This is a genomic window from Nocardioides montaniterrae (assembly GCF_054782655.1).
Map to the genome: position 1 here is coordinate 43,108 of NZ_BAAGSB010000002.1, position 19,998 is coordinate 63,105.

At 70.8% G+C, this 19,998-nt stretch carries 22 protein-coding genes and 1 tRNA gene; 14 read left to right on the forward strand and 9 right to left on the reverse strand.

Annotation, left to right across the window (positions count from 1 at the left end; genetic code table 11):
* Positions 1–2: 2 nt before the first annotated feature.
* Positions 3–1,535, reverse strand: a complete 1,533-nt coding sequence (locus tag ACYVJ3_RS03605; RefSeq protein ID WP_460851140.1) for a Re/Si-specific NAD(P)(+) transhydrogenase subunit alpha — start codon at positions 1,533–1,535, stop codon at positions 3–5.
* A 103-nt stretch (positions 1,536–1,638) separates the two neighbouring features.
* On the reverse strand, positions 1,639–2,280 hold the full coding sequence (upp, locus tag ACYVJ3_RS03610) for a uracil phosphoribosyltransferase (protein WP_460851141.1): 642 nt from the start codon (positions 2,278–2,280) through the stop codon (positions 1,639–1,641).
* A 55-nt stretch (positions 2,281–2,335) separates the two neighbouring features.
* Here upp and ACYVJ3_RS03615 point away from each other — a divergent pair, with 55 nt between their 5' ends.
* The 4 genes from ACYVJ3_RS03615 to ACYVJ3_RS03630 all read left to right on the forward strand — a co-directional run bounded on the left by ACYVJ3_RS03615 (position 2,336) and on the right by ACYVJ3_RS03630 (position 4,502).
* On the forward strand, positions 2,336–2,827 hold the full coding sequence (locus ACYVJ3_RS03615) for a tRNA adenosine deaminase-associated protein (protein ID WP_460851142.1): 492 nt from the start codon (positions 2,336–2,338) through the stop codon (positions 2,825–2,827).
* Between the two features lie 20 nt (positions 2,828–2,847).
* The gene (locus ACYVJ3_RS03620; protein ID WP_460851143.1) at positions 2,848–3,294 is read left to right on the forward strand and encodes a nucleoside deaminase; all 447 of its coding nucleotides are present in this window, start codon (positions 2,848–2,850) and stop codon (positions 3,292–3,294) included.
* A 33-nt stretch (positions 3,295–3,327) separates the two neighbouring features.
* Positions 3,328–3,417 (forward strand) — tRNA-Ser (locus ACYVJ3_RS03625).
* 140 nt (positions 3,418–3,557) lie between these two features.
* Complete coding sequence (locus tag ACYVJ3_RS03630) at positions 3,558–4,502, forward strand: matrixin family metalloprotease (protein ID WP_460851144.1); 945 nt, start codon at positions 3,558–3,560, stop codon at positions 4,500–4,502.
* 16 nt (positions 4,503–4,518) lie between these two features.
* On the opposite strand, the gene ACYVJ3_RS03635 is transcribed toward ACYVJ3_RS03630, so the two are convergent.
* Positions 4,519–4,815 carry a metal-sensitive transcriptional regulator gene (locus ACYVJ3_RS03635; protein ID WP_460851145.1) on the reverse strand — a complete coding sequence of 99 codons (297 nt, stop codon included), beginning with the start codon at positions 4,813–4,815 and terminating at the stop codon, positions 4,519–4,521.
* A 37-nt stretch (positions 4,816–4,852) separates the two neighbouring features.
* Positions 4,853–5,191, reverse strand: a complete 339-nt coding sequence (locus tag ACYVJ3_RS03640) for a hypothetical protein (RefSeq protein ID WP_460851146.1) — start codon at positions 5,189–5,191, stop codon at positions 4,853–4,855.
* 133 nt (positions 5,192–5,324) lie between these two features.
* On the opposite strand from ACYVJ3_RS03640, the gene ACYVJ3_RS03645 reads away from it, so the two are divergent.
* Positions 5,325–6,203: an AAA family ATPase gene (locus tag ACYVJ3_RS03645; protein WP_460851147.1), complete on the forward strand. Its 879-nt coding sequence runs from the start codon at positions 5,325–5,327 to the stop codon at positions 6,201–6,203.
* Positions 6,187–7,623 carry a vWA domain-containing protein gene (locus tag ACYVJ3_RS03650; protein ID WP_460851148.1) on the forward strand — a complete coding sequence of 479 codons (1,437 nt, stop codon included), beginning with the start codon at positions 6,187–6,189 and terminating at the stop codon, positions 7,621–7,623. Before ACYVJ3_RS03645 ends, ACYVJ3_RS03650 begins: the two co-directional genes overlap by 17 nt.
* A 30-nt stretch (positions 7,624–7,653) precedes the next feature.
* On the opposite strand, the gene ACYVJ3_RS03655 is transcribed toward ACYVJ3_RS03650, so the two are convergent.
* Both ACYVJ3_RS03655 and ACYVJ3_RS03660 read right to left on the reverse strand, forming a co-directional pair.
* Positions 7,654–8,850: a pyridoxal phosphate-dependent aminotransferase gene (locus ACYVJ3_RS03655; RefSeq protein ID WP_460851149.1), complete on the reverse strand. Its 1,197-nt coding sequence runs from the start codon at positions 8,848–8,850 to the stop codon at positions 7,654–7,656.
* Positions 8,851–8,860: 10 nt separating this feature from the next.
* Positions 8,861–10,312 carry an FAD-binding protein gene (locus ACYVJ3_RS03660; protein WP_460851150.1) on the reverse strand — a complete coding sequence of 484 codons (1,452 nt, stop codon included), beginning with the start codon at positions 10,310–10,312 and terminating at the stop codon, positions 8,861–8,863.
* A 78-nt stretch (positions 10,313–10,390) separates the two neighbouring features.
* On the opposite strand from ACYVJ3_RS03660, the gene ACYVJ3_RS03665 reads away from it, so the two are divergent.
* Positions 10,391–11,902 (forward strand): potassium/proton antiporter, encoded by a 1,512-nt coding sequence (locus tag ACYVJ3_RS03665; RefSeq protein WP_460851151.1) that lies wholly within the window; start codon positions 10,391–10,393, stop codon positions 11,900–11,902.
* On the opposite strand, the gene ACYVJ3_RS03670 is transcribed toward ACYVJ3_RS03665, so the two are convergent.
* Positions 11,899–12,195: a type II toxin-antitoxin system VapB family antitoxin gene (locus ACYVJ3_RS03670; RefSeq protein WP_460851152.1), complete on the reverse strand. Its 297-nt coding sequence runs from the start codon at positions 12,193–12,195 to the stop codon at positions 11,899–11,901. The two genes, ACYVJ3_RS03665 and ACYVJ3_RS03670, sit on opposite strands and share 4 nt — an antisense overlap.
* Before the next feature lie 77 nt (positions 12,196–12,272).
* Here ACYVJ3_RS03670 and ACYVJ3_RS03675 point away from each other — a divergent pair, with 77 nt between their 5' ends.
* Entirely contained in the window at positions 12,273–13,871 is a 1,599-nt protein-coding gene (locus ACYVJ3_RS03675; RefSeq protein ID WP_460851153.1) for a helicase HerA-like domain-containing protein, read from the forward strand.
* A 12-nt stretch (positions 13,872–13,883) separates the two neighbouring features.
* Here ACYVJ3_RS03675 and ACYVJ3_RS03680 read toward each other — a convergent pair whose 3' ends face one another.
* Positions 13,884–14,279 (reverse strand): PPOX class F420-dependent oxidoreductase, encoded by a 396-nt coding sequence (locus ACYVJ3_RS03680; RefSeq protein WP_460851154.1) that lies wholly within the window; start codon positions 14,277–14,279, stop codon positions 13,884–13,886.
* 24 nt (positions 14,280–14,303) lie between these two features.
* On the reverse strand, positions 14,304–14,507 hold the full coding sequence (locus ACYVJ3_RS03685; protein ID WP_460851155.1) for a hypothetical protein: 204 nt from the start codon (positions 14,505–14,507) through the stop codon (positions 14,304–14,306).
* Positions 14,508–14,992: 485 nt separating this feature from the next.
* Between ACYVJ3_RS03685 and ACYVJ3_RS03690 the strand changes: the two genes are divergently transcribed.
* From ACYVJ3_RS03690 to ACYVJ3_RS03715, 6 genes are all read left to right on the forward strand, one after another.
* Complete coding sequence (locus ACYVJ3_RS03690) at positions 14,993–16,225, forward strand: HNH endonuclease signature motif containing protein (protein WP_460851156.1); 1,233 nt, start codon at positions 14,993–14,995, stop codon at positions 16,223–16,225.
* 365 nt (positions 16,226–16,590) lie between these two features.
* Positions 16,591–17,055 carry a nuclear transport factor 2 family protein gene (locus ACYVJ3_RS03695; RefSeq protein WP_460851157.1) on the forward strand — a complete coding sequence of 155 codons (465 nt, stop codon included), beginning with the start codon at positions 16,591–16,593 and terminating at the stop codon, positions 17,053–17,055.
* Positions 17,056–17,076: 21 nt separating this feature from the next.
* Positions 17,077–17,817, forward strand: a complete 741-nt coding sequence (locus tag ACYVJ3_RS03700) for a prolipoprotein diacylglyceryl transferase (RefSeq protein WP_460851158.1) — start codon at positions 17,077–17,079, stop codon at positions 17,815–17,817.
* 17 nt (positions 17,818–17,834) lie between these two features.
* Positions 17,835–19,403, forward strand: a complete 1,569-nt coding sequence (locus tag ACYVJ3_RS03705; RefSeq protein WP_460851159.1) for a radical SAM protein — start codon at positions 17,835–17,837, stop codon at positions 19,401–19,403.
* The gene (locus ACYVJ3_RS03710; protein WP_460851160.1) at positions 19,400–19,576 is read left to right on the forward strand and encodes a hypothetical protein; all 177 of its coding nucleotides are present in this window, start codon (positions 19,400–19,402) and stop codon (positions 19,574–19,576) included. The genes ACYVJ3_RS03705 and ACYVJ3_RS03710 overlap by 4 nt, the downstream gene beginning before the upstream one ends.
* Complete coding sequence (locus ACYVJ3_RS03715; protein WP_460851161.1) at positions 19,573–19,992, forward strand: hypothetical protein; 420 nt, start codon at positions 19,573–19,575, stop codon at positions 19,990–19,992. Before ACYVJ3_RS03710 ends, ACYVJ3_RS03715 begins: the two co-directional genes overlap by 4 nt.
* Positions 19,993–19,998 lie beyond the last annotated feature (6 nt).

A 19,998-nucleotide genomic window follows, 5' to 3' on the forward strand; every position in this document is an offset into this window, starting at 1 on the left:
GGTCAGTGCCCCTTGCTGAACATCGCGAGCATGCGACGGGTGACCGCGAAGCCACCGAAGACGTTGATCGACGCGAGCAGGATCGCGATCGCGGACAGGATCCGGATCGAGTTCTCGTCCTGGTCGACGGTGAGCAGCGCACCGACGACCACGACGCCGGAGATGGCGTTGGTGACCGACATCAGCGGCGTGTGCAGCGCGTGCGCCACCTTGCCGATGACGTAGTAGCCGATCACGATCGCCAGCATCAGCACGGTGAAGTGCTGCGGGATCGGGTCCGGCGCGGTCGCGTTGACCAGGCCGAACAGGGCGATCGCGGCCAGCACGATGCCGACCTTCTTCGCAGCCGCCATGGGCGGCTTGACCGGCTTGGGCTCGGCGGCGGCGACCGGGGCGGCAGCCGGAGCGGCCGAGACCTGGACCGGCGGCGGCGGCCACATGCCCTCACCGTTGTGCACGACGGTGATGCCGCGCTGCACGACGTCGTCGAAGTTCAGCGTCAGCGCGCCGTCCTTCTCCGGGGTCAGCAGCTTGAGCAGGTTGACGATGTTGGTGCCGTAGAGCTGCGACGTCTGCGCAGCGAGGCGACCGGCGAGGTCGGTGTACCCCAGGATCGTCACGCCGTTGGAGGTCACGACCTTCTGGTCGGTCACGGTGCCGGCGGCGTTGCCGCCGTTGGCGGCCGCCATGTCGACGATCACCGAGCCGCCGCGCATCGCAGCAACGGTCTCGGCGGTGATCAGCGAGGGAGCCGGGCGTCCGGGGATCAGCGCGGTGGTGATGACGATGTCGGCCTTGCGGGCCTCCTCGTCGTACATCGCGGCGGTCGCGGCGACCTGCTCGGCCGTCATCTCCTTGGCGTAGCCGTCAGCGGACTTCTCCGCCTCGAAGTCGACGTGGACGAACTGCGCGCCCATCGACTCGACCTGCTCGGCGACCTCGGGGCGTACGTCGAACGCGAAGACCTCCGCGCCCATCGCGGATGCGGCGCCGATGGCCGCGAGGCCCGCGACGCCGGCACCGACCACGAACACGCGGGCCGGCGGGATCTTGCCGGCAGCGGTCACCTGGCCGGTGAACATCCGGCCGAACTCGTGCGCGGCCTCGACGACGGCGCGGTAGCCGGCGACGTTGGCCATCGAGGACAGCACGTCCATCGACTGCGCGCGCGAGATGCGCGGCACGGCGTCCATGGCGAGCGCCGTGACACCGGCGGCCTCCAGCTTCGAGACGAGCTCGGGCGAGCGCGCCGGGGCCATGATCGAGATGATCGTGGCGCCCTTCTTGAGTCGGGCGATCTCGTCGTCGGTCGGTGCGTTGACCTTGATGACGACGTCAGCGGCCCAGACCTCGTCGGCGGTACCGACTCGGATCTCGGCAGCCTCGAACGCGTTGTTCGGCTGGTCGGCAGCGTCTCCGGCGCCCGACTCGACGATCACGTCGTAGCCGAGGCCCTTGAGCTGAGTGGCGGTTTTTGCGGTCGCTGCGACGAGGGTCTCGCCGTTCTTGGACTCGCGGGGAATGCCGATGAGCACCGATTCCTCCAGGTGGCAGGGGCACAGGTGCGGCTCAACCTACAGAAGACCGGGCCGCTTGGCTCTACGTCTTACGTGTGACGTGCGACTGTGAGGGGAACCACTACTCCGCCAGGCCGTAGAGCCGGTCGCCCGCGTCACCGAGCCCCGGCACGATGTAGCCGTCCTCGTTGAGCCGCTCGTCCATCGACGCGACCACCAGCCGGACCGGCACGGACAGGTCGGCCAGCTCCCGCTCGAGCAGCTCGCAGCCCTCCGGCGCGGCGAGCAGGCAGATGCAGGTGATGTCGTCGGCCCCGCGGTCGACGAGGAACCGGATCGCCGCCGCCAGGGTGCCGCCGGTGGCGAGCATCGGGTCCAGCACGTAGCACTGGCGTCCGCTGAGGTCCTCCGGCAGGCGCTCGGCGTACGTCGTCGCCTCCAGCGTCGTCTCGTCGCGCGCCATGCCCAGGAAGCCGACCTCGCCCGAGGGCAGCAGCCGCATCATCCCGTCGAGCATGCCGAGGCCGGCCCGGAGGATCGGCACGACGAGCGGGCGCGGCCGGGAGAGGCGTACGCCGGTCGTCGGCGCCACCGGCGTCTCGATGTCGTAGGGCTCGACGCGGACGTCCCGGGTGGCCTCGTAGGCCAGCAGCGTCACGAGCTCGTCGGTGAGCAGCCGAAAGGTCGGGCTGTCGGTGCCCTTCTCCCGCAGCGCCGTGAGCTTGTGCGAGACGAGGGGATGATCCACCACCTGGATGCGCATACCCGCGACCCTATTGCTCTGGTCGCACGGGGGCAGGCGTGTCAGGCTGTCTGTCATGAACGAGGCCTTCACCGACGAGCTCGACTTCGCCGTGGCGGCCTACGTCGACGAGGGCGAGTGGCAGGTCGCCGAGATGATCGCCGAGCACGTCGTCGACATCGGCTCGCTGACCAGCCAGCTGCGCCGGTTCGCCGGCGAGGGTTCGGTCGTCGGCCTGGTCGCCGTCGACGAGGACTTCTTCGTGATCGCGCGGGTCACCGCCCACGGCGCGCGGGTGATGCTCTCCGACGTCACCGCCGCCTCCGAGTGGGAGTTCGCCGCGTCGGTCTGCGAGTACCTCGGCATTCCCCAGCCCGAGGACGACGAGGAGTACGCCGAGCCCGCCGGTGACCTGGAGCTGCTCAAGGACCTCGGGGTCGACGCGACGGCCCTGGCCGAGCTGCTCGACGACGAGGAGGCCTACCCGGACGAGCAGCTGTCCGAGGTGGCCCGCCTGCTCGGCTTCGGCGAGCTCTTCGACGACACCGTGGGCCTGGCCTCAGCGTGATCCCCGCCTGGAGCGACGCCATGGGCGTCGCGCTCGATGAGGCGCGCGCCGCGCTGGCCACCGGCGACGTACCCATCGGTGCGGTGGTCCTTGCGCCCGACGGTGAGGTCATCGGCCGGGGGCGCAACGTCCGGGAGGCCGACGCCGACCCGACCGGCCACGCCGAGGTCGTCGCGCTCCGTGCCGCCGCCCGGCACCGGGGGGAGTGGCGGCTGTCCGGCTGCACGCTGGTCGTCACGCTCGAGCCGTGCACGATGTGTGCCGGCGCGTCCGTCCTGTCCCGCGTCGATCGCGTCGTGTTCGGCGCGTACGACGACAGGGCCGGCGCCGTCGGGTCGCTCTGGGACGTCGTGCGCGACCGGCGGTTGAACCACCGCCCGGAGGTGCTCGCCGGCGTACGTGCCGAGGAGTCCGCCGCCCTGCTCGAGGAGTTCTTCCGCGGCCACCGCGGACCGGACTCGATTTAGAACGGCCCGAGTCGCTCCGGTAAGGTCCGTCCCGGTGCTGTGTCCGAGCGGCCTAAGGAGAACGCCTCGAAAGCGTTTGTGGGCGCAAGTCCACCAAGGGTTCAAATCCCTTCAGCACCGCCAGCCGGATCCCGGTCCTCCCCGAGGGCCGGGATCCGTGGTTTTTGCTCGGTCGAGCACCCCGGCCTGCTGCCAGGTGACCAGGCAGGACCAGGCGTGAGGGGGATCCGTTCCCGGCGTACGCCGCTTAGGCTGACGGCGTCATGAAACGCCTGATCCTGCTCGTCTCCGCCCTGGCCCTCGCGTCGGCGCTGCTGCTCGCCGCGCCGTCGTCGTCGGCCACGCTGGGCCTCCAGGTGAACCCGCTGCAGTCCACGGCGAAGGTCGGCGCGGCGGTCTACGTCACCGGCACGGCGCCCGCCGGTCGGGTCGCGCAGCTCCAGGTCCTGCACGGCACCGGCGGCTGGACCTCGGTCGGGCCGCTGTCGGCGAAGGGATCGGCGTTCAGGTTCCGGGTGACCACGAGCTACTACGGCATCCGCACCGTGCGCGTGATCTCGCCGCGCTCCGGCCTGCTCGGCGAGATCGACGGCGACGCGATGACGATGCGGGTCAAGCCGGAGTACACGCCGTCGGGGCTGCCCGGCCAGTTCGCACCGGTCAGCACCTACCGCTGGAACCCGTGCGTGCCGATCGTGTGGCGCCTCCACCGCGGACCGCTCGCCGCGGCGCCGCTCAAGCTGGTGCGGGCGACGCTGAGGAAGGTGGCCAGGGCGACCGGCCTGCGGTTCTCGTACGCCGGCACCACGTCGGTCGTCCCGTTCAGCCCGGCCTGGACCCGGGACCCGCCCGCCCATGGCCTGTACATCGGCTGGGCGACCCCGAGGCAGGTGCCGGCCTTCGGTGGCGCCGCCGGGCTCGGCGGGCAGGCGTCCCTCGGGACGACCGCCGCTGGGAACCGGGTCGCGCAGGCCGGCGGCGTCGTGCTGAGCAGCGCCTGGTGGAAGAAGCTCTGGAGCGGCACCAGGATCGGGCCGACCAGGATCGCCCTGCTGCTGCACGAGCTGGGCCACTCGGTCGGGTTGGCGCACGACTCGCACAAGACCGAGCTGATGTACCCGACCATCGGAGGCTGGAGCCACCCGCGCTACGGCGCCGGCGATCTCACCGCCCTGCAGCGGTTGGGTCGGGACCAGGGCTGCCTCTGATTCGAAGGGATCGACGTCAGCTGCGGACCAGCCGCGCGATCGCGTCGGCGGCCTCCTTCAGCTTGGCGTCGGCCTCCGGCCCGCCGGCACGGGCGGCGTCGGCCACGCAGTGGCCGAGGTGCTCCTCGAGGAGGCCGAGCGCGACGGACTGGAGCGCCTTCGTGGTCGCGCTGACCTGGGTGAGGATGTCGATGCAGTACTTGTCCTCCTCGACCATGCGCTGCAGGCCGCGGACCTGGCCCTCGATGCGGCGCAGGCGCTTGAGGAACGCGTCGCGGTCGGCGGAGTAGCCGTGCTGGTGGTCGTCGGTCACGGTGCCGACGATACCCCCGGGTGGTATCCGGGTCGGGTCAGTGCGTCGGGCCGAGGCAGACCGCGACCAGCTCGCCGCCGCGCTTGCCGGTGAAGACCTTCCAACCGGCGTCGAAGCTGACGACCTTGATCCGGCCGGCCTCGTCGCGGACGATCGCCTTGCTCGGGATCACGTGCTCGTCGAAGCCGGTGTAGGAGCAGCGGTTGTGCGACATCAGCGGGCTCAGCGGCCGCGCCGAGAGACCGAGCTGGTCGTGGGGTGCTGCCGGCGCCGCCAGGACGCTCATCGCTCCGAGACCGAGCACCCCGGTCAGGGAGCCGGCAGTGAGCGCCGTACGCAGGAGGCCGACGCCCGACCGCCACTGCTGTGCGTGCATCTCGCCTCCTGGTCCGCCGGTGTCCCCCGGTACAGGACCAACGACCCCGCGAGGGCGGGGGTACGGCGTACGACCTGTGATCTGCGCGGCTCCCGACGTACGCCGGCGCGCGGGTGTTGGCAGGATGTCGGTCATGACCAGCGACACGTGGTTCAGCTCGCCCTCCGACGCGGCCGCGCGGCTGACCGCGACGGGCTACCTCGCCGACGCGTCCACCGCCACGACGACGTACCTCGCGGGTGCCCTGGAGAAGCCGCTCCTGCTCGAGGGGCCGGCCGGTGTCGGCAAGACCGAGCTGGCCAAGGCGGTCGCGCGGGCGACGGGCGCCGAGCTGATCCGGCTGCAGTGCTACGAGGGCCTCGACGAGGCGCGCGCGCTCTACGAGTGGAACTACAAGAAGCAGCTGCTCGCCATCCAGGCCGTCAACCACGACCAAGCGTGGAGCGAGACCCACGACGCGATCTTCACCGACGAGTTCCTGCTGACCCGGCCGCTGCTCACCGCCATCCGGCGCGAGGAGCCGACCGTGCTGCTGATCGACGAGGTCGACAAGACCGACATCGAGGTCGAGGGCCTGCTGCTCGAGGTGCTCTCCGACTTCCAGGTCACCATCCCCGAGCTCGGCACCGTGGAGGCGACCCGGCGGCCGTTCGTGGTGCTCACCTCGAACGCCTCCCGCGAGCTGTCCGAGGCCGTGAAGCGTCGCTGCCTCTACCTGCACCTGGACTACCCGGACGCCGCGCGCGAACGGGAGATCCTGCAGTCGCAGGTGCCCGACCTCGACGACGCGATCGCCGAGCAGCTGGTCGCCACCGTCGGCCGGCTGCGCGAGCTGGAGCTGAAGAAGGCGCCCTCGATCGCCGAGTCGGTCGACTGGGCGCGCACGCTGATCGCGCTGGAGATCCGCAACCTCGACGAGGCTGCGATCGCCCAGACGCTCGGGGCCGTGCTCAAGCACCAGTCCGACCACGAACGGGCCATCAAGGAGCTCAAGCTTGCCGCGGCGCGTTAGGGGGGTCTCGACGAGCCCGACCGCCGCGGGGTCGGGACTGCTGGAGCGCCACCTGAGCTTCATCGAGGCACTGCGGGGCGCCGGTCTCTCGGTCTCGCTGGCCGAGGACATCGACTCGGTCGCCGCGCTCTCCGCGATCGGCTGGGGCTCGCGCGAGATGGTCCGCGACGCGATGGCGGCGACGCTGCTCAAGCGCCAGACGCACCGCACCACCTTCGACGCGCTCTTCGACGTGTACTTCCCGCCCCTGGTCGGCAACGGCGTCTCGACGGGCGAGGCGACCGAGGACGCCGTGCTCGAGCCCGGTGCACCCATCACCCGCGACGCGCTGGCCCTGCAGCAGTTCCGCGACCGGCTGGCCGAGGCGCTGGCGGGCGAGATGTCCGAGGCGGACATGGTCCGGATGGCCGCCGAGACGGTCGGCCAGTTCGGCTCGATGCCCGGTCGTGGCCCGGGCATGTCGTCGTGGTCGGCGTACACCGCTCTGCAGCGGGTCGCGCCGCAGGAGCTGATCGACAAGATCGTCGCCGGGCTCCTGGCCGGCGCCGAGCTGGGGATCCAGGACGCCGAGCGGCTGGCCAACCAGCGCATCGGCGCCTTCACCGCACAGGTCGAGACCGACGCGCGGCGCCGCATCGCGGAGGAGAAGGGCCCCGACCACATCGCCGACGTCGCGATCCGCCCCAGCATCGACAAGCTCGCCTTCATGTCGGCCCGGCGCACCGACCTCGAGGAGATGCGCCGCGAGATCTTCCCGCTCGCGCGCCGCCTGGCCACCCGGCTCGCCAAGGAGCAGCACTCGCGGCAGCGCGGTCCGCTGGACTTCCGGCGTACGGTCCGTGCCTCGATCGCCACCGGCGGCGTGCCGATGACCACCCACCACAAGCCCAAGCGGCCGCACCGCACTGACCTCGTGGTGCTCTGCGACGTGTCCGGCTCGGTGGCCAACTTCGCGCAGTTCACGCTCCTGTTCGTGTGGGCGCTGCGGGAGTCGTTCTCCTCGATGCGCGCGTTCACGTTCATCGACCACGTCCACGAGGTCACCTCCGTGCTGCGCCCGGGCGCCGACCCGGTCGACGTGATGGCCGACCTGTCCGGCTCAGCCGCGCACGCCGCGCTCTGGGGGCGCACCAACTACGGCCGGGCGTTCGCCAAGTTCGAGGAGTCGTACGCCGACGCGCTCACTCCCAAGACGACGCTGCTCATCCTCGGCGACGCCCGCAGCAACTACGCCGACCTCAACGAGGACGTGCTCAAGCGGCTGACCGGCTCGGTCCGGCGTACCTACTGGCTCAACCCCGAGCACACCCGCAACTGGGGCACCGGCGACTCCGCCGCCCCGACGTACGGCCAGCTCGTCGACATGATCGAGTGCCGCAACCTGGAGCAGCTCAGCGACTTCGTGCACGACCTGATGTGAGCGCGCGTCTCACTGAGGGTGGTCCCCAGGTCACTCCCAGTGAGACGAGAGCACGGGCCGCAGGCGCCGCAGCGCCTCCTCGACGTCCTCGGTGGACCCGGCGAAGCTGAACCGGACGAACCGACGGCCATCGGCGGTGTCGAAGTCGACGCCGGTCGCGGTCGCGACGCCGGTGCGCGCCAGCAGGGAGTGGCAGAAGGCCAGCGAGTCGTCGGTGAGGTGGCCGAGGTCGGCGTACACGTAGAACGCGCCGTCGGCCGGGGCGACCTTCGTGAGCCCGAGACCGCGCAGGCCGTCGAGGAGGAGCGCCCGGTTGGTGGCGTAGCGGCGCACGTGGCCGTCCAGCTCGGCGTACGACTCGTCGGTGAAGGCCGCGACGGCCGCGCGCTGGGCGAGGACGGGCGGGCAGATGGAGAAGTTGCCGGTCAGCACGTCGACGGCGCGGGCGAGGCGGCGGGGGACCAGCATCCAGCCCAGCCGCCAGCCGGTCATCGAGAAGTACTTGGAGAACGAGCCGAAGACCACGGCCTCGCGCGACGTCTCCCAGGCGGAACGCTCCGACCGGTGGTCGAGCGCGTCGAGACCGTAGGTGATGCCGTGGTAGATCTCGTCGGAGATCAGCTGCACCCCGGCCGACTCGCACCAGCGCGCGATGTCGGCGAGCTCGGACGGCAGCAGCATCGTGCCCGTCGGGTTGGCCGGGCTGGCGACGACGAGTGCCTTCAGCGGAGCCGCCGCGTGGGCCTCCTCGAGCTGGGCGACGGTCGGTTGGAACCGGGTCGTCGGGCCCGCGTCGATCTCCACGACCTGGCAGCCGAGCGCGACCAGCACGTTGCGGTAGCAGGGGTAGCCGGGACGCGCGATCGCCACCCGGTCGCCGGCCTCGCACGCGGCGAGGAACGCGAGCAGGAAGCCGCCGCTGGAGCCGGTCGTGACGACGACGTCGTCAGGCGAGACCTCCAGGTCGTAGGTGCGGCCGTAGTGCCCGGCGATCGCCTCGCGCAGCTCGCTGATCCCGACGGCGGGCGTGTAGCCGAGCGGGTCGCCGGACCCGAGCAGCCGCTGGGCCTCGGCCACGACGGGGGCAGGCGCGCCCGTCGACGGCTGGCCCGCGCACAGGTTGACCAGGTCGCCGTGGGTGCGCGCCCGCTCGGTCGCGGCCGCCAACAGGTCCATCACGTGGAACGGCGGCACGTTCGCCCGCTGGGCGGCTTCGAGGCGGCTCATGGTTTCCCGACTATCGCAGCCCGGCTGCGTGCCTTCCCGCCCGCCGCCCGAAGAACGAGCCCTCACCCAGCTGGGTGCCCGAGCAGTAGCCGGCACCGTCCTGGGCGATGTTCGAGGCGCAGGCGCCGGCGGCGTACAGGCCGGGGATGACCGAGCCGTCGGTCCGGCGTACCTCACCGTCGACCGAGACGGCCATGCCACCGATCGTGAACCCGGCGTAGAGCGCGACGCCCAGGGTCAGGTCGAGGACCGCCCAGGGCCCGGCGGTCTGCGGCTCGAGCCAGTCGGGGTGCTTGTGGAAGTCCGGGTCCTCGCCACGAGCGGCGTGCTCGTTGTAGCGCGCCATCGTGTCGACCAGCGCCGGCATGCCGAGGGAGGTCGCCATCTCCTCGATGGTCTCGAAGCCGTCCTTGAGCGGCACCAGCGGCATGTGGTCCTCGCCGAGGTGCTCGCTGTCGACGATGAGGTACGCCGCCTGGTCGGGCTGCCGCATCACGGCGTACGACGTCCGCGCGTGGTAGCTGTCCTCGGCCACGAACCGCTCGCCGGCCCGGTTCACGATCACGCCCTTGACCCGCGAGGACGGCGGGTAGAACGGCGCGGTGATGAACGGCTCCTCCATGTGCTCCAGCGCCGCGCCGACGGACTCGCCGAGCCGGATGCCCAGGCCGTCGTCGTACGTCGACCCGAGCGTGAACAGCTTGCTCCCCAGTGAGGGGGTGTAGCGGGCGACCATGTCGGGGTTCATCACGAACCCGCCGGCCGCGATCACGACCGAGCCCGCGCGGATCAGGCCGGTCTCGTCGAAGGAGCGCCAGGCCACGCCGACGACCGCGTCGTCGTCGTCGACGACCAGGTTCGTCGCGCCGGTCTCGTAGCGGACCTCGACGCCCGCCTCGTCGCAGCGGTCCCGCAGCAGGTCCATCACCAGGCGGGTGCCCTCGGTGTCGCCCGGGACCGGCACCTTGTGGCCGCGCGGCGCGGGCGCGACCTCCTCGCGGAACGGCCAGACCTTCTCGTTGCCGGTGAACATCAGACCTTGGGTGCCGGGCTGGATCACGGCCTTGCCCGGGAAGAAGGACCGCTCGAACTCGAAGCCGAGCGACTCCAGCCAGTCGAAGTGCTCGACCGAGCCGGCGCAGTAGGCGTGGATCTTCTCCTTGTCCGGCGCCTTCGTGGAGGCCACCAGGTAGGCCTCCATCGCCTCGACCGAGTCGTCGTGACCGGTCGCCAGCTGCACGGCCGTGCCCCCGCCGAGGTAGAAGTGGCCGCCCGACATCGACGACGTGCCGCCGTGGACGGCGGCCTTCTCCAGCAGCAGCACCCGCGCCCCCGACCGCGCCGCCTCGAGGGCCGCGCACCCACCGGCGATGCCGAAGCCCACCACCACGACGTCGTACGCCGGCGCGTCCCCGAGGTCGGAGGCCGGGAGGGTGGCGGGAACGTCGAGGCCGGAGGTCATGGAGCCAAATGTAGAACATGTTCTACCACGGCGGCACCACTAGACTGGCGATCCGTACACCGACCCGAGTGGGGGCCGATGAGCTTCGACGTGCACCAGCTCGACACGTTCGTGCTGGTGGGCGCCTCGGTCACGCTGCTCGCGGTGCTCGCCGTACGCCTCTCGACCCGCGCCGGCCTGCCCAGCCTGCTGCTCTACCTGATGATGGGCGTGGTGCTGGGGGAGTCGGGGCTCGGCATCCGCTTCGACGACGCGCAGCTCGCGCACGCGCTCGGGTTCGCCGCGCTGGCGATCATCCTGGCCGAGGGTGGGCTGAGCACGTCCTGGCGCGATGCGCGGCCGTCGATGCGGATGGGTCTCTCGCTGGCCACCATCGGGGTGCTGGTGTCCGTCGGTGTGCTCGCGGTCTTCGCACACGCGTTCCTCGGCCTGTCCTGGGAGCTGGCCATCCTGCTCGGCGCGGTCTGCTCGCCCACCGACGCGGCCGCCGTCTTCTCGGTGCTGCGCGTGGTCCCGCTGCCCAAGCGGCTCACCGGCACCCTCGAGGCCGAGTCCGGCCTCAACGACGCCCCGACGGTCGTCCTGGTCGCGCTCGTCTCGACGGGCGCCCTCCACGAGCACGGCCTGCTCTACATCGTGGGGATCGTGGTCTTCGAGCTCGTGGGCGGCGTGCTCACCGGCCTCGCGCTCGGCCTCGCCGGCGCCTGGATCATGCGCCGCGCGGCTCTTCCGTCCTCCGGCCTCTACCCGATCGCCGTCCTCTGCCTGATCCTCATCGCGTACGGCGCCGCCTCGGCCGGGCACATGAGCGCCTTCGCGGCGGCGTACGTCGCAGCGCTGGTGCTCGGGAACTCCGAGCTGCCCCACCGCGGGGCGACCCGGTCGTTCGTCGAGGGTCTGGCGTGGATCGCGCAGATCGGGCTGTTCGTGATGCTCGGCCTGCTGCTCTCGCCCGGGCGGATCGACCTGTCGGTCGTCGTCACCGCCGTCGGCGCGGGTGCCGTGCTGAGCTTCGTGGCGCGGCCGCTGTCGGTGGTGATCAGCTCGGTGGTGCGGCGGATGCCGCTGAACGAGCTCGCGTTCCTGTCGTGGGCCGGGCTGCGGGGGGCCGTGCCGATCGTCCTCACCACGATCCCGCTCGCCGAGGGTGTCCATGACTCCGAGCGGCTCTTCGACATCGTCTTCGTGATGGTCGTGGTCTTCACGCTGCTGACCGGCCCGACCCTGCCCTTGGTCGCGCGGTTCCTGCGGGTGGCCCGACGCTCCGAGCCGCGCGGCATCGAGGTCGAGGCCGCGCCGCTCGAGCGGGTCGCCGCCGACCTGCTGATCGTCACCGTCAGCCCGGTCTCGCAGCTGCACGGCGTCGAGGTCGGCGAGCTGCGGCTGCCGGTCGGTGCCAGCGTCTCGATGGTGGTCCGCGACGGCGAGACGATGGTCCCGGAGAAGCGCACCTCGCTGCGGCACGGGGACGACCTGATCGTGGTCACGCCCCGCCGGCTCCGCGAGGAGACCGAGCGCCGGTTGCGCCGGGTGAGCAAGCACGGCCGGCTCGCGCAGTGGCTCGCCGAGGCCGATCGAGGGCCCCGCTAGCCCTCCATGCGGACGACGCGCGCATGCAGCACGTTGCGCTGCTGGAGGGCCGCGCGGAGCGCCCGGTGCAGCCCGTCCTCGAGGTAGTACTCGCCCTGCCACAGCACCACGTGGGCGAAGAGGTCGCCGTAGAACGTCGAGGCCTCGTCGAGCAGCGACGTCAGCTGCAGCGTGTCCTTGGTGGTGACCAGCTCGTCGAGGCGGACCTGGCGCGGCGGGACCTGTGCCCACGCCTTCGCGGTCAGCCCGTGCTCGGGGTACGGGCGACCATCACCCACCCGCTTGAAGATCACGGTCCTTGACTCTACTGGCGCGTTCCATGTCCCGCCTTCGCATTCGCGGGACGGGCGGACGCCCTACGATTCAGGCCATGACCGAAGCGCAGACATCCGGGGGCGACGCGACGGCCGAGGCCCCCGACGGACAGAGCCCGATCGAGGCCGCCATCGCTCCCGGCTACCAGTTCCAGGGCACCGCGCTCGAGCTCGGTGGCCTGATGGTGGACGCGACCACCCTGACCGGCACCCACATCCGGATCCCGCTGGCGATGCTCAACCGCCACGGCCTCGTCGCCGGCGCCACCGGAACCGGCAAGACCAAGACCCTCCAGCTGCTCGCCGAGCAGCTGTCGACGGCCGGTGTGCCGGTCTTCGCCGCCGACATCAAGGGCGACCTGTCCGGTCTCGCCGAGCCCGGCGAGAGCAACGACAAGCTGCTCGCGCGCACCCAGTCGGTCGGCCAGACCTGGGAGGCCAAGGGCTTCCCGGTCGAGTACTTCGCGCTGGGCGGCCAGGGCATCGGCGTACCGATCCGGGTGACCGTCTCGGCGTTCGGCCCGCTCCTGCTCAGCCGCGTCCTCGGCCTCAACGAGACGCAGGAGTCCTCGCTCGGACTCGTCTTCCACTACGCCGACCAGGCGGGCCTCCCGCTGCTCGACCTCGCCGACCTGCGGGCCGTCGTCCAGCACCTGACCTCCGACGAGGGCAAGGCCGACCTGAAGAACCTCGGCGGCCTCTCGTCCGCCACGGCCGGCGTGATCCTGCGCGAGCTGATCGCCTTCGGCGACCAGGGTGCCGACGCGTTCTTCGGCGAGCCGGAGTTCTCCTCCGCCGACCTGATCCAGGTCAAGGACGGCAAGGGCGTCATCAACCTGGTCGAGCTGCCCAACCTGCAGGACCGGCCGGCGGTCTTCTCGACGTTCCTGATGTGGCTGCTCGCGGACCTCTTCCACGACCTGCCCGAGGTCGGTGACTCCGACAAGCCCAAGCTGGTCTTCTTCTTCGACGAGGCGCACCTGCTCTTCCACGACGCCTCCAAGGACTTCCTCGACCAGATCGCGCAGACCGTTCGGCTGATCCGCTCCAAGGGAGTGGGCGTCTTCTTCGTGACGCAGTCGCCGACCGACGTGCCCGACGACGTCCTGGCCCAGCTCGCCTCGCGGGTCCAGCACCAGCTCCGCGCGCACACGCCGAACGACGCCAAGGCGCTCAAGGCCACCGTCAGCACCTACCCCAACAGCGCGTACGCCGACCTCGGCGCCGTGATCACGGGTCTCGGCATCGGTGAGGCCATCGTGACCGTCATGGACGAGCGCGGTGCCCCGACGCCGGTTGCGTGGACGCGCCTGCGTGCGCCCGAGTCGCTGATGGGCCCGTCGGCGCCCGACGCGATGAAGGCGGTCGTCGCGGCCTCTGCGCTCAACGCGAAGTACGGCGCCGTCGTCGACCGTGAGTCGGCCCGCGAGATGCTCGCCCAGAAGCTCGAGGAGGGCTCGGCCAAGGCGTCGGCGGACGCTCCTGCCGACAAGGGTGCCGCGAAGCCGGCTGCCAAGTCGGCGCCCCGGTCGTCGAAGGGCGCTCAGGCCGGCGACATCGTGATGGACGTCGTGAAGTCCTCGGCGTTCAAGCAGTTCATGCGCACCGCCGCCTCCGAGATCGCGCGCGGGATGTTCAAGACGGGGCGGCGCTAGCCGACCGGCAGGTCACGCGTCGAGGCGGATCAGGACCACGGTGTCGCCGTACTCCTGACCCGCCTTGCGCTGACCCATCAGTCGGCCCATCACCTTGGTGAGGCCGACCTGGGCGCCGTACTTCTTCTTGCCCTTGGCCCACACCTCGTCGAACAGCGGACCGCTCTGCACCATCTCGGCGGTGCCGTCGACCGGCGTCGTGCCGGGCTTGACCTTGCCGCTGTAGGAGCAGGGCTGGACGGTGACCCGCGGGTTGTTGCCCATGCGCTTGGTCTTGCCCGAGCCCATGGACGTCCAGAAGCCGATCCGGCCGTCACTGACCGGGTTGACCCAGACCGGTGTGGTGACCGGCTCGCCGCTCTTGCGGAAGGTGGTCAGGGCGATGCACTTCTGGCTGGCGATGTCCATGCGCCCGACGGTAGACCGCCGTCGTCACGCCGACCAGCGCACCGAGTCGTCGACGAAGTCCGCGAACCCGTAGACGCCGCGCAGGTCGCCGCGCTCGGCCATCAGCTGGGTCAGGTTCTGGACGTGCTTGTGGCGCAGGGCGACGCGCCGCTCGAGGAAGAGGTCGGCGTTGTCGGCGTCGTCCGGAGCCGCGGACAGGTGGCGGGGGGAAGGGGAGTTCGGCTGCATGTTCCCAGCCTGCGCGGCCTTCGGTTCCGGCCGATGGCGCGTGGGTTAATCCTGGGTGACCTGGGTTGGTGATGCCGCTCACGTGTTCTGCGTTTGTCGTTGGTTGAGCAGCCGCGCGCCAGTCGTTCCGTTGGTTGAGTAGTCCGAGGCGTTAGCTGAGGACGTATCGAAACCAGCTTTCGTGGCTGGTGCCGTCTGCGGTGATGTTCCGCGTGCTCGACTGGCGGCCGCGCTTAGCCGTCCGTCTCCCGCCGTCAAGGATCCTCGCTTCGCTCGGCCCGCTGCGCGGCGCCTTCGGCGTCCTTGACCGCGGGTCCCTGACGGACGGCTTGCGGCGCGGTTGGGGCGGCGGCTCGCTTCGCTCGCGCCGCCGCTGACGCGGCCGCCCTCGGGGCATCGCTTGCGCGTTCGAAAAACCTCGAAATCAACCGAAAAACATCGTCCAAAAATGTTTAAAGCCTCGGGGATCGGGGCAGGACTCTGGTATGTCGGCCTCACCCACTCGCGACCACCCGCTTCTCGCGGCCGTGGCGGCCGCGCGCCGGTCGATCGCTGGGGTGGGTGAGGTGCTGCCGGTGTACATGAAGCCGGGCGACAAGGCTGCTGCGCTGGTCGAGGTCGTGGCGTTGAAGGCCCAGGTCGACGAGTTGGAGCTGCGGGTCCTGGCCGGCTCGGGTGACCTGGCTCAGGACAACGGTGCGAAGGATGCCGGTCAGTGGCTGGCCCATGAGGCGCACCTCGACCCGCGCTCATGTCATGGCGAGCTCAAGCTCGCCCAGGCCATCGACGAGAAGTGGCGAGTTGTGGGTGCCGGCATGCGTGCGGGGTCTGTGAACCGCGCCCAAGCACAGGTGATCGTCGCTGCGCTGGACAAGCTCCCGCCGGAGATCGACCAGGTGACGACGCGTCGTGCCGAGAAGCACCTCGTGGAGCTGGCCGGCCAGTTCGGGCCGCGTGAGCTGCGGACCCTCGGCGACCGAATCCTTTCGGTGGTCGCCCCTGACATCGCGGACGAGGCCGACGCCCGCGCGTTGGAGCGCGAGGAACGCTCCGCCCGGGTCAAGACCTCGATCCGGTTCAAGCGCCTCGGCGACGGCATCACCCGGATCGTCGGCCAGGTCCCTGACGCGGTGGCAGCGCGCCTCGAGACCTACCTCGACGCGTTCTCCTCCCCGCGGCAGGACGCCGAACACGCGCCCCGGTCGCAGAAGCTCGGTCACGCCTTCTGCTCCCTGCTCGAGCACCTCGACCCGGGCAAGCTTCCTGATCACGGTGGCGATGCCACCACGGTCATGGTGACGATCAGCCTCGACGACCTCCGGCGCGACCTCGCCGCGGCCGGAGTGATCGGCTCTCTCGACAGCGACCTCCGCATCAGCGCCAACGAAGCACGGCGGCTGGCCTGCACCGCGAAGATCGTCCCGGTCGTGCTCGGGGGCAAGGGCGAGATCCTCGACCTCGGCCGAGCACGACGCCTCTACTCGCCGGCCCAGCACAAGGCCCTCCGCCTGCGCGACAAGCAGTGCCGCGCCGAAGGCTGCTCGATCCCCGCCACCTGGTGCGAGGCACATCATTCACATCCATGGTCAGCCGGCGGGAAGACCGACCTCAAAGACGGCGTGCTCCTCTGCTCCCATCACCACCACATCGCCCACGACCCCCGGATGACTCATGAGGTGATGCCGACCGGAGCCTGGCGCTTCCACCGACGGCCCTAGGCCGAACGCGACCTCGTTCTGTCGTCCTTCTCGGCGCGCAACCACAGCGAGCACCTCCGCGGCGCCCGCGCCGAACCGGCGACCGCAACCACCTACCGCGACCACCGTGACCGACCGCCCGCAACAGAGGTTGCCACTGCGGCGCGCAACCAACGCGCCAGCGTGTCGCCCTACGATCCCACAGCCGAATGGCCACCGCTCCGACGTCCAGTCGCCCCCGCCGAGATGGCCGAAGTGGCTGTCGAATCGATCGAACAGCAACCACATCAGCCATCTCGACAGCGGCCTCGCTGCCGCGACCGGTCGCTCCTCGCGGTGACCTCAGGCATCGACCGCGGGCTAGAACACGTTCTAGAGTCACGCGCATGGACGCGTACGCCGACCGCGAAGAGATCAGCCGCCTCAAGTACCGCTACATGCGGCTGCTCGACACCAAGCAGTGGGAAGAGTTCGCGACGCTGTTCACCGAGGACGCGACGGCCGACTACAACGGCCTGGTCTTCGGTACGCCGGACGAGCTGGTCGGCTACATGCGGAGCAACCTCGGTGACGGGGTGATCACCATGCACAACGTCCACCACCCGGAGATCGACCTCGACGAGGCAGGCGACGAGGCGACGGCGACCTGGTACCTCCACGACCGTGTCCTGGTCGACGCGTTCCGCTTCGGGCTGGAGGGGGCGGCGATCTACACCGACACCTACCGCCGCACCGATGCGGGCTGGCGGATCGCGCGGACGGCGTACGTCCGGACCTACGAGATGACCTGGAACCTGGACGACCCGAGCAGCACGAAGATCAGCGGACCCGGGACGCACGCCCACGCCTGACACCCGTGGCAGGGTGACCCCATGCATCCGCGGATCGGGCCGGTCAACAGCCATGACCTCTTCGTGGCGCTCGGTGTCCTGGCCGCGGTCGTCGTGTTCGTGGTCGAGGCGCGGCGACGCGGGCAGACCGACGAGCGGCTGATCCAGGTCGTCGCCGGTGGGCTGGTCGGGGGCGCGATCCTGATGCGGCTCGGCACCTGGGCGCAGCACTGGCACCTGCGCGAGAACGCGAGCCTGGCCGAGCAGTGGGCGCACGGCAACCGCTCGATCCTCGGCGGCCTGCTCGGCGCGTGGATCGGCGTGCACGTCGCCAAGCGGCTCAGCGGCTACCGGCTGCGCACCGGCGACCTGTTCGCGCCCGCGGTCGCGCTCGGCATGGGTGTCGGCCGGATCGGCTGCCTGCTCGCGGAGCCCACCCGCGCCGGTCGCACCAACTGGTCCTTCGCCTGGGAGATCGCCTTCCACCTCGCCGCGTTCGTGGTCCTCTGGGGCTGGCTGCGTCACCGCCGGCTGCCGCCCGGCACGCTCTTCGTCTGGTACGTCGCGGCGTACGCCGTCTTCCGCTTCCTGGTCGAGTTCTGGCGCGGCAACGAGGTCGCGTGGATGGGCCTGACCCGGCCGCAGCTCTTCCTCCTCGTCACGATCCCGATCGTGATCGCCCGGATCGTTTGGCAGTGGCGCTCGGGGGCATACCGAGGTGGTCTCGATGCACCCCGCTCGTTCGTCGCGGGGCACTCGACCAACGATGAGGTGAAAGCGTGACGGTCAGGGGGAGTGGGATGCCGCTGCGCGACGCGCGCATCCACCGCTACGTCAACGCGTTCTGCCCGCTCTGCCACGAGGAGCGGCCCGACCGCCCGCTCGCGGAGGTCCAGCGGCTCAGCGGCTGGCTCGCCGACAGGGACGGCACGGTCTGGCTCGAGCGTGGCTGCGCCACGCACGGGCTGGTGCGGACGATGTACGACGAGAGCGCCGAGATCCTGCGCTACCTCGAGCAGTGGACCGCGCCGACCAAGGTCCACACCCCCGACCAGCTGGGCAACTTCAAGCCGATCCCCGCAGCGTACGCCGACGGCCTGCCGGAGATGCAGACCCAGCACACCTGCATCCTGCTCGAGGACCTCCTCGACGACTGCAACCTCAAGTGCCCCACCTGCTTCGCGGCCTCGGCGCCCGCGCTCGCGAGCGTCGCGCCCCTCGAGCAGGTCCTCGCCAGCATCGACCAGCGCCTCTCGCGCGAGAACGGCCGCATCGACGTGCTCATGCTCAGCGGCGGCGAGCCGACGCTCTACCCGCAGCTGCGCGAGCTGCTCGCCGAGGTGGCGCAGCGCCCGATCGTGCGGATCCTGATCAACACCAACGGCCTGCTCATCGCCAAAGACGACGCTCTCCTGGACCTGATCGCCGAGCACCGCGAGCGGGTCGAGATCTACCTCCAGTACGACGGGTCCTCGGCCGAGGCGTCCACCCATCACCGCGGTGCCGACATCCGCCGGTTCAAGGAGCAGGCGATCGAGCGCCTCTCCGCGCGCGGCATCTTCACCACGCTCACCATGACCGCCGCCCTCGGCGTCAACGACGACGAGATCGGGTTCGTCCTGAAGCGGGCGCTGGACACGCCGTACGTCGGCGGCGTGACCATCCAGCCGGTGTTCGGGAGCGGCCGCAGCGCCGGCATCGACGCGATGGACCGGCTGACCCACACCGGTGTCCTGGCGCGGCTCGAGGAGCAGACCGGCGGCCTGGTCACCTGGCAGGACCTGACCGCGCTGCCGTGCAGCCACCCGCACTGCTGCTCGGTGGGCTACCTGCTCAAGGACGACAGCGGCGCCTGGCGGTCGCTCGTCTCCCTGATCGGCCACGACCGGCTCAAGCAGTGGCTCGAGCTCGAGCCCGAGCTGCTCGCCAACCGGATCGCCGACGACACGATCCCCGCCACCATGCGGGGCATCGTCAAGGACTCGCTGCTCGACCTGCTCTCGGAGCAGTCCAGCCTCAGCCACCCGTCGATGTCCTCGATCTGGCGCGACATCTGCAGCAACTGCGACCTCGGCATCGGCACCCTCGCCACGCTCGCCTCGTCCAAGCTGCCCGGCCAGCACCAGCGCCTGCGCAAGCTGCTCGGTGAGCGGATCCTGCGCGTCACCGTGAAGCCCTTCATGGACATGAACACGATGATCGAGGAGCGGCTCACGCAGTGCTGCGTGCACGTCGCGACGGTCGGCTCCGAAGGGGCCCACCAGTGCGCGCCGTTCTGCGCGCTGCAGGCGTGGGCGCCGCTCGCCCGCACCCGGCTCTCGACGGCGACGGGTGTCGCCGCACTGCCCACACCGGAGGTACGCCGATGACCGACCCACGCCTCGCCGAGCCCCAGCGGGTGCAGGTCACCGACCCGGGGACCGCCTGCGGCGACACCGCGTGCGTCGACGAGCACGTCTACTGGTGCTGGAAGCGCAAGACCGGAGCGGCGCTCCTGGTGGGCGCGGTCGTCGGCATCGCGGTCTGGTGGTCGAGGCGATGAGCGACGAGTACCCGTCGTACCCGCCTCCCGAGGAGCCCCCGCCCGGCCAGCAGCCGCACGGCGAGCAGCCCTACCGCCAGCACCCGTACGCGCAGGGCGACTACCAGGCGCTGCCGCCCGAGCGGGGCAGCCGGAAGGGATACCTGCTCGGTGCGATCGTCGGCGCGCCGGCCCTGCTGTTCGCGCTCGGCATGCTGACGAGCCTGGTCACCAGCATCAGCCCCAGCTCCGGGAGCGCCGCGACCGGCATCATCCCGCTGCTCGGCTTCGGCGTACCGATCGGGCTGCTGTTCAACGCGAGGACCCGACCGTGGGGTGTCGGCATCCTGATCGGGTACGCCGTGCTGATGATCGTCGCGGCCGGCGCGTGCGTGCTGCTCTTCGCCCTGTTCGTCCACGGCGAGGCGAGCAACTAGTCACGG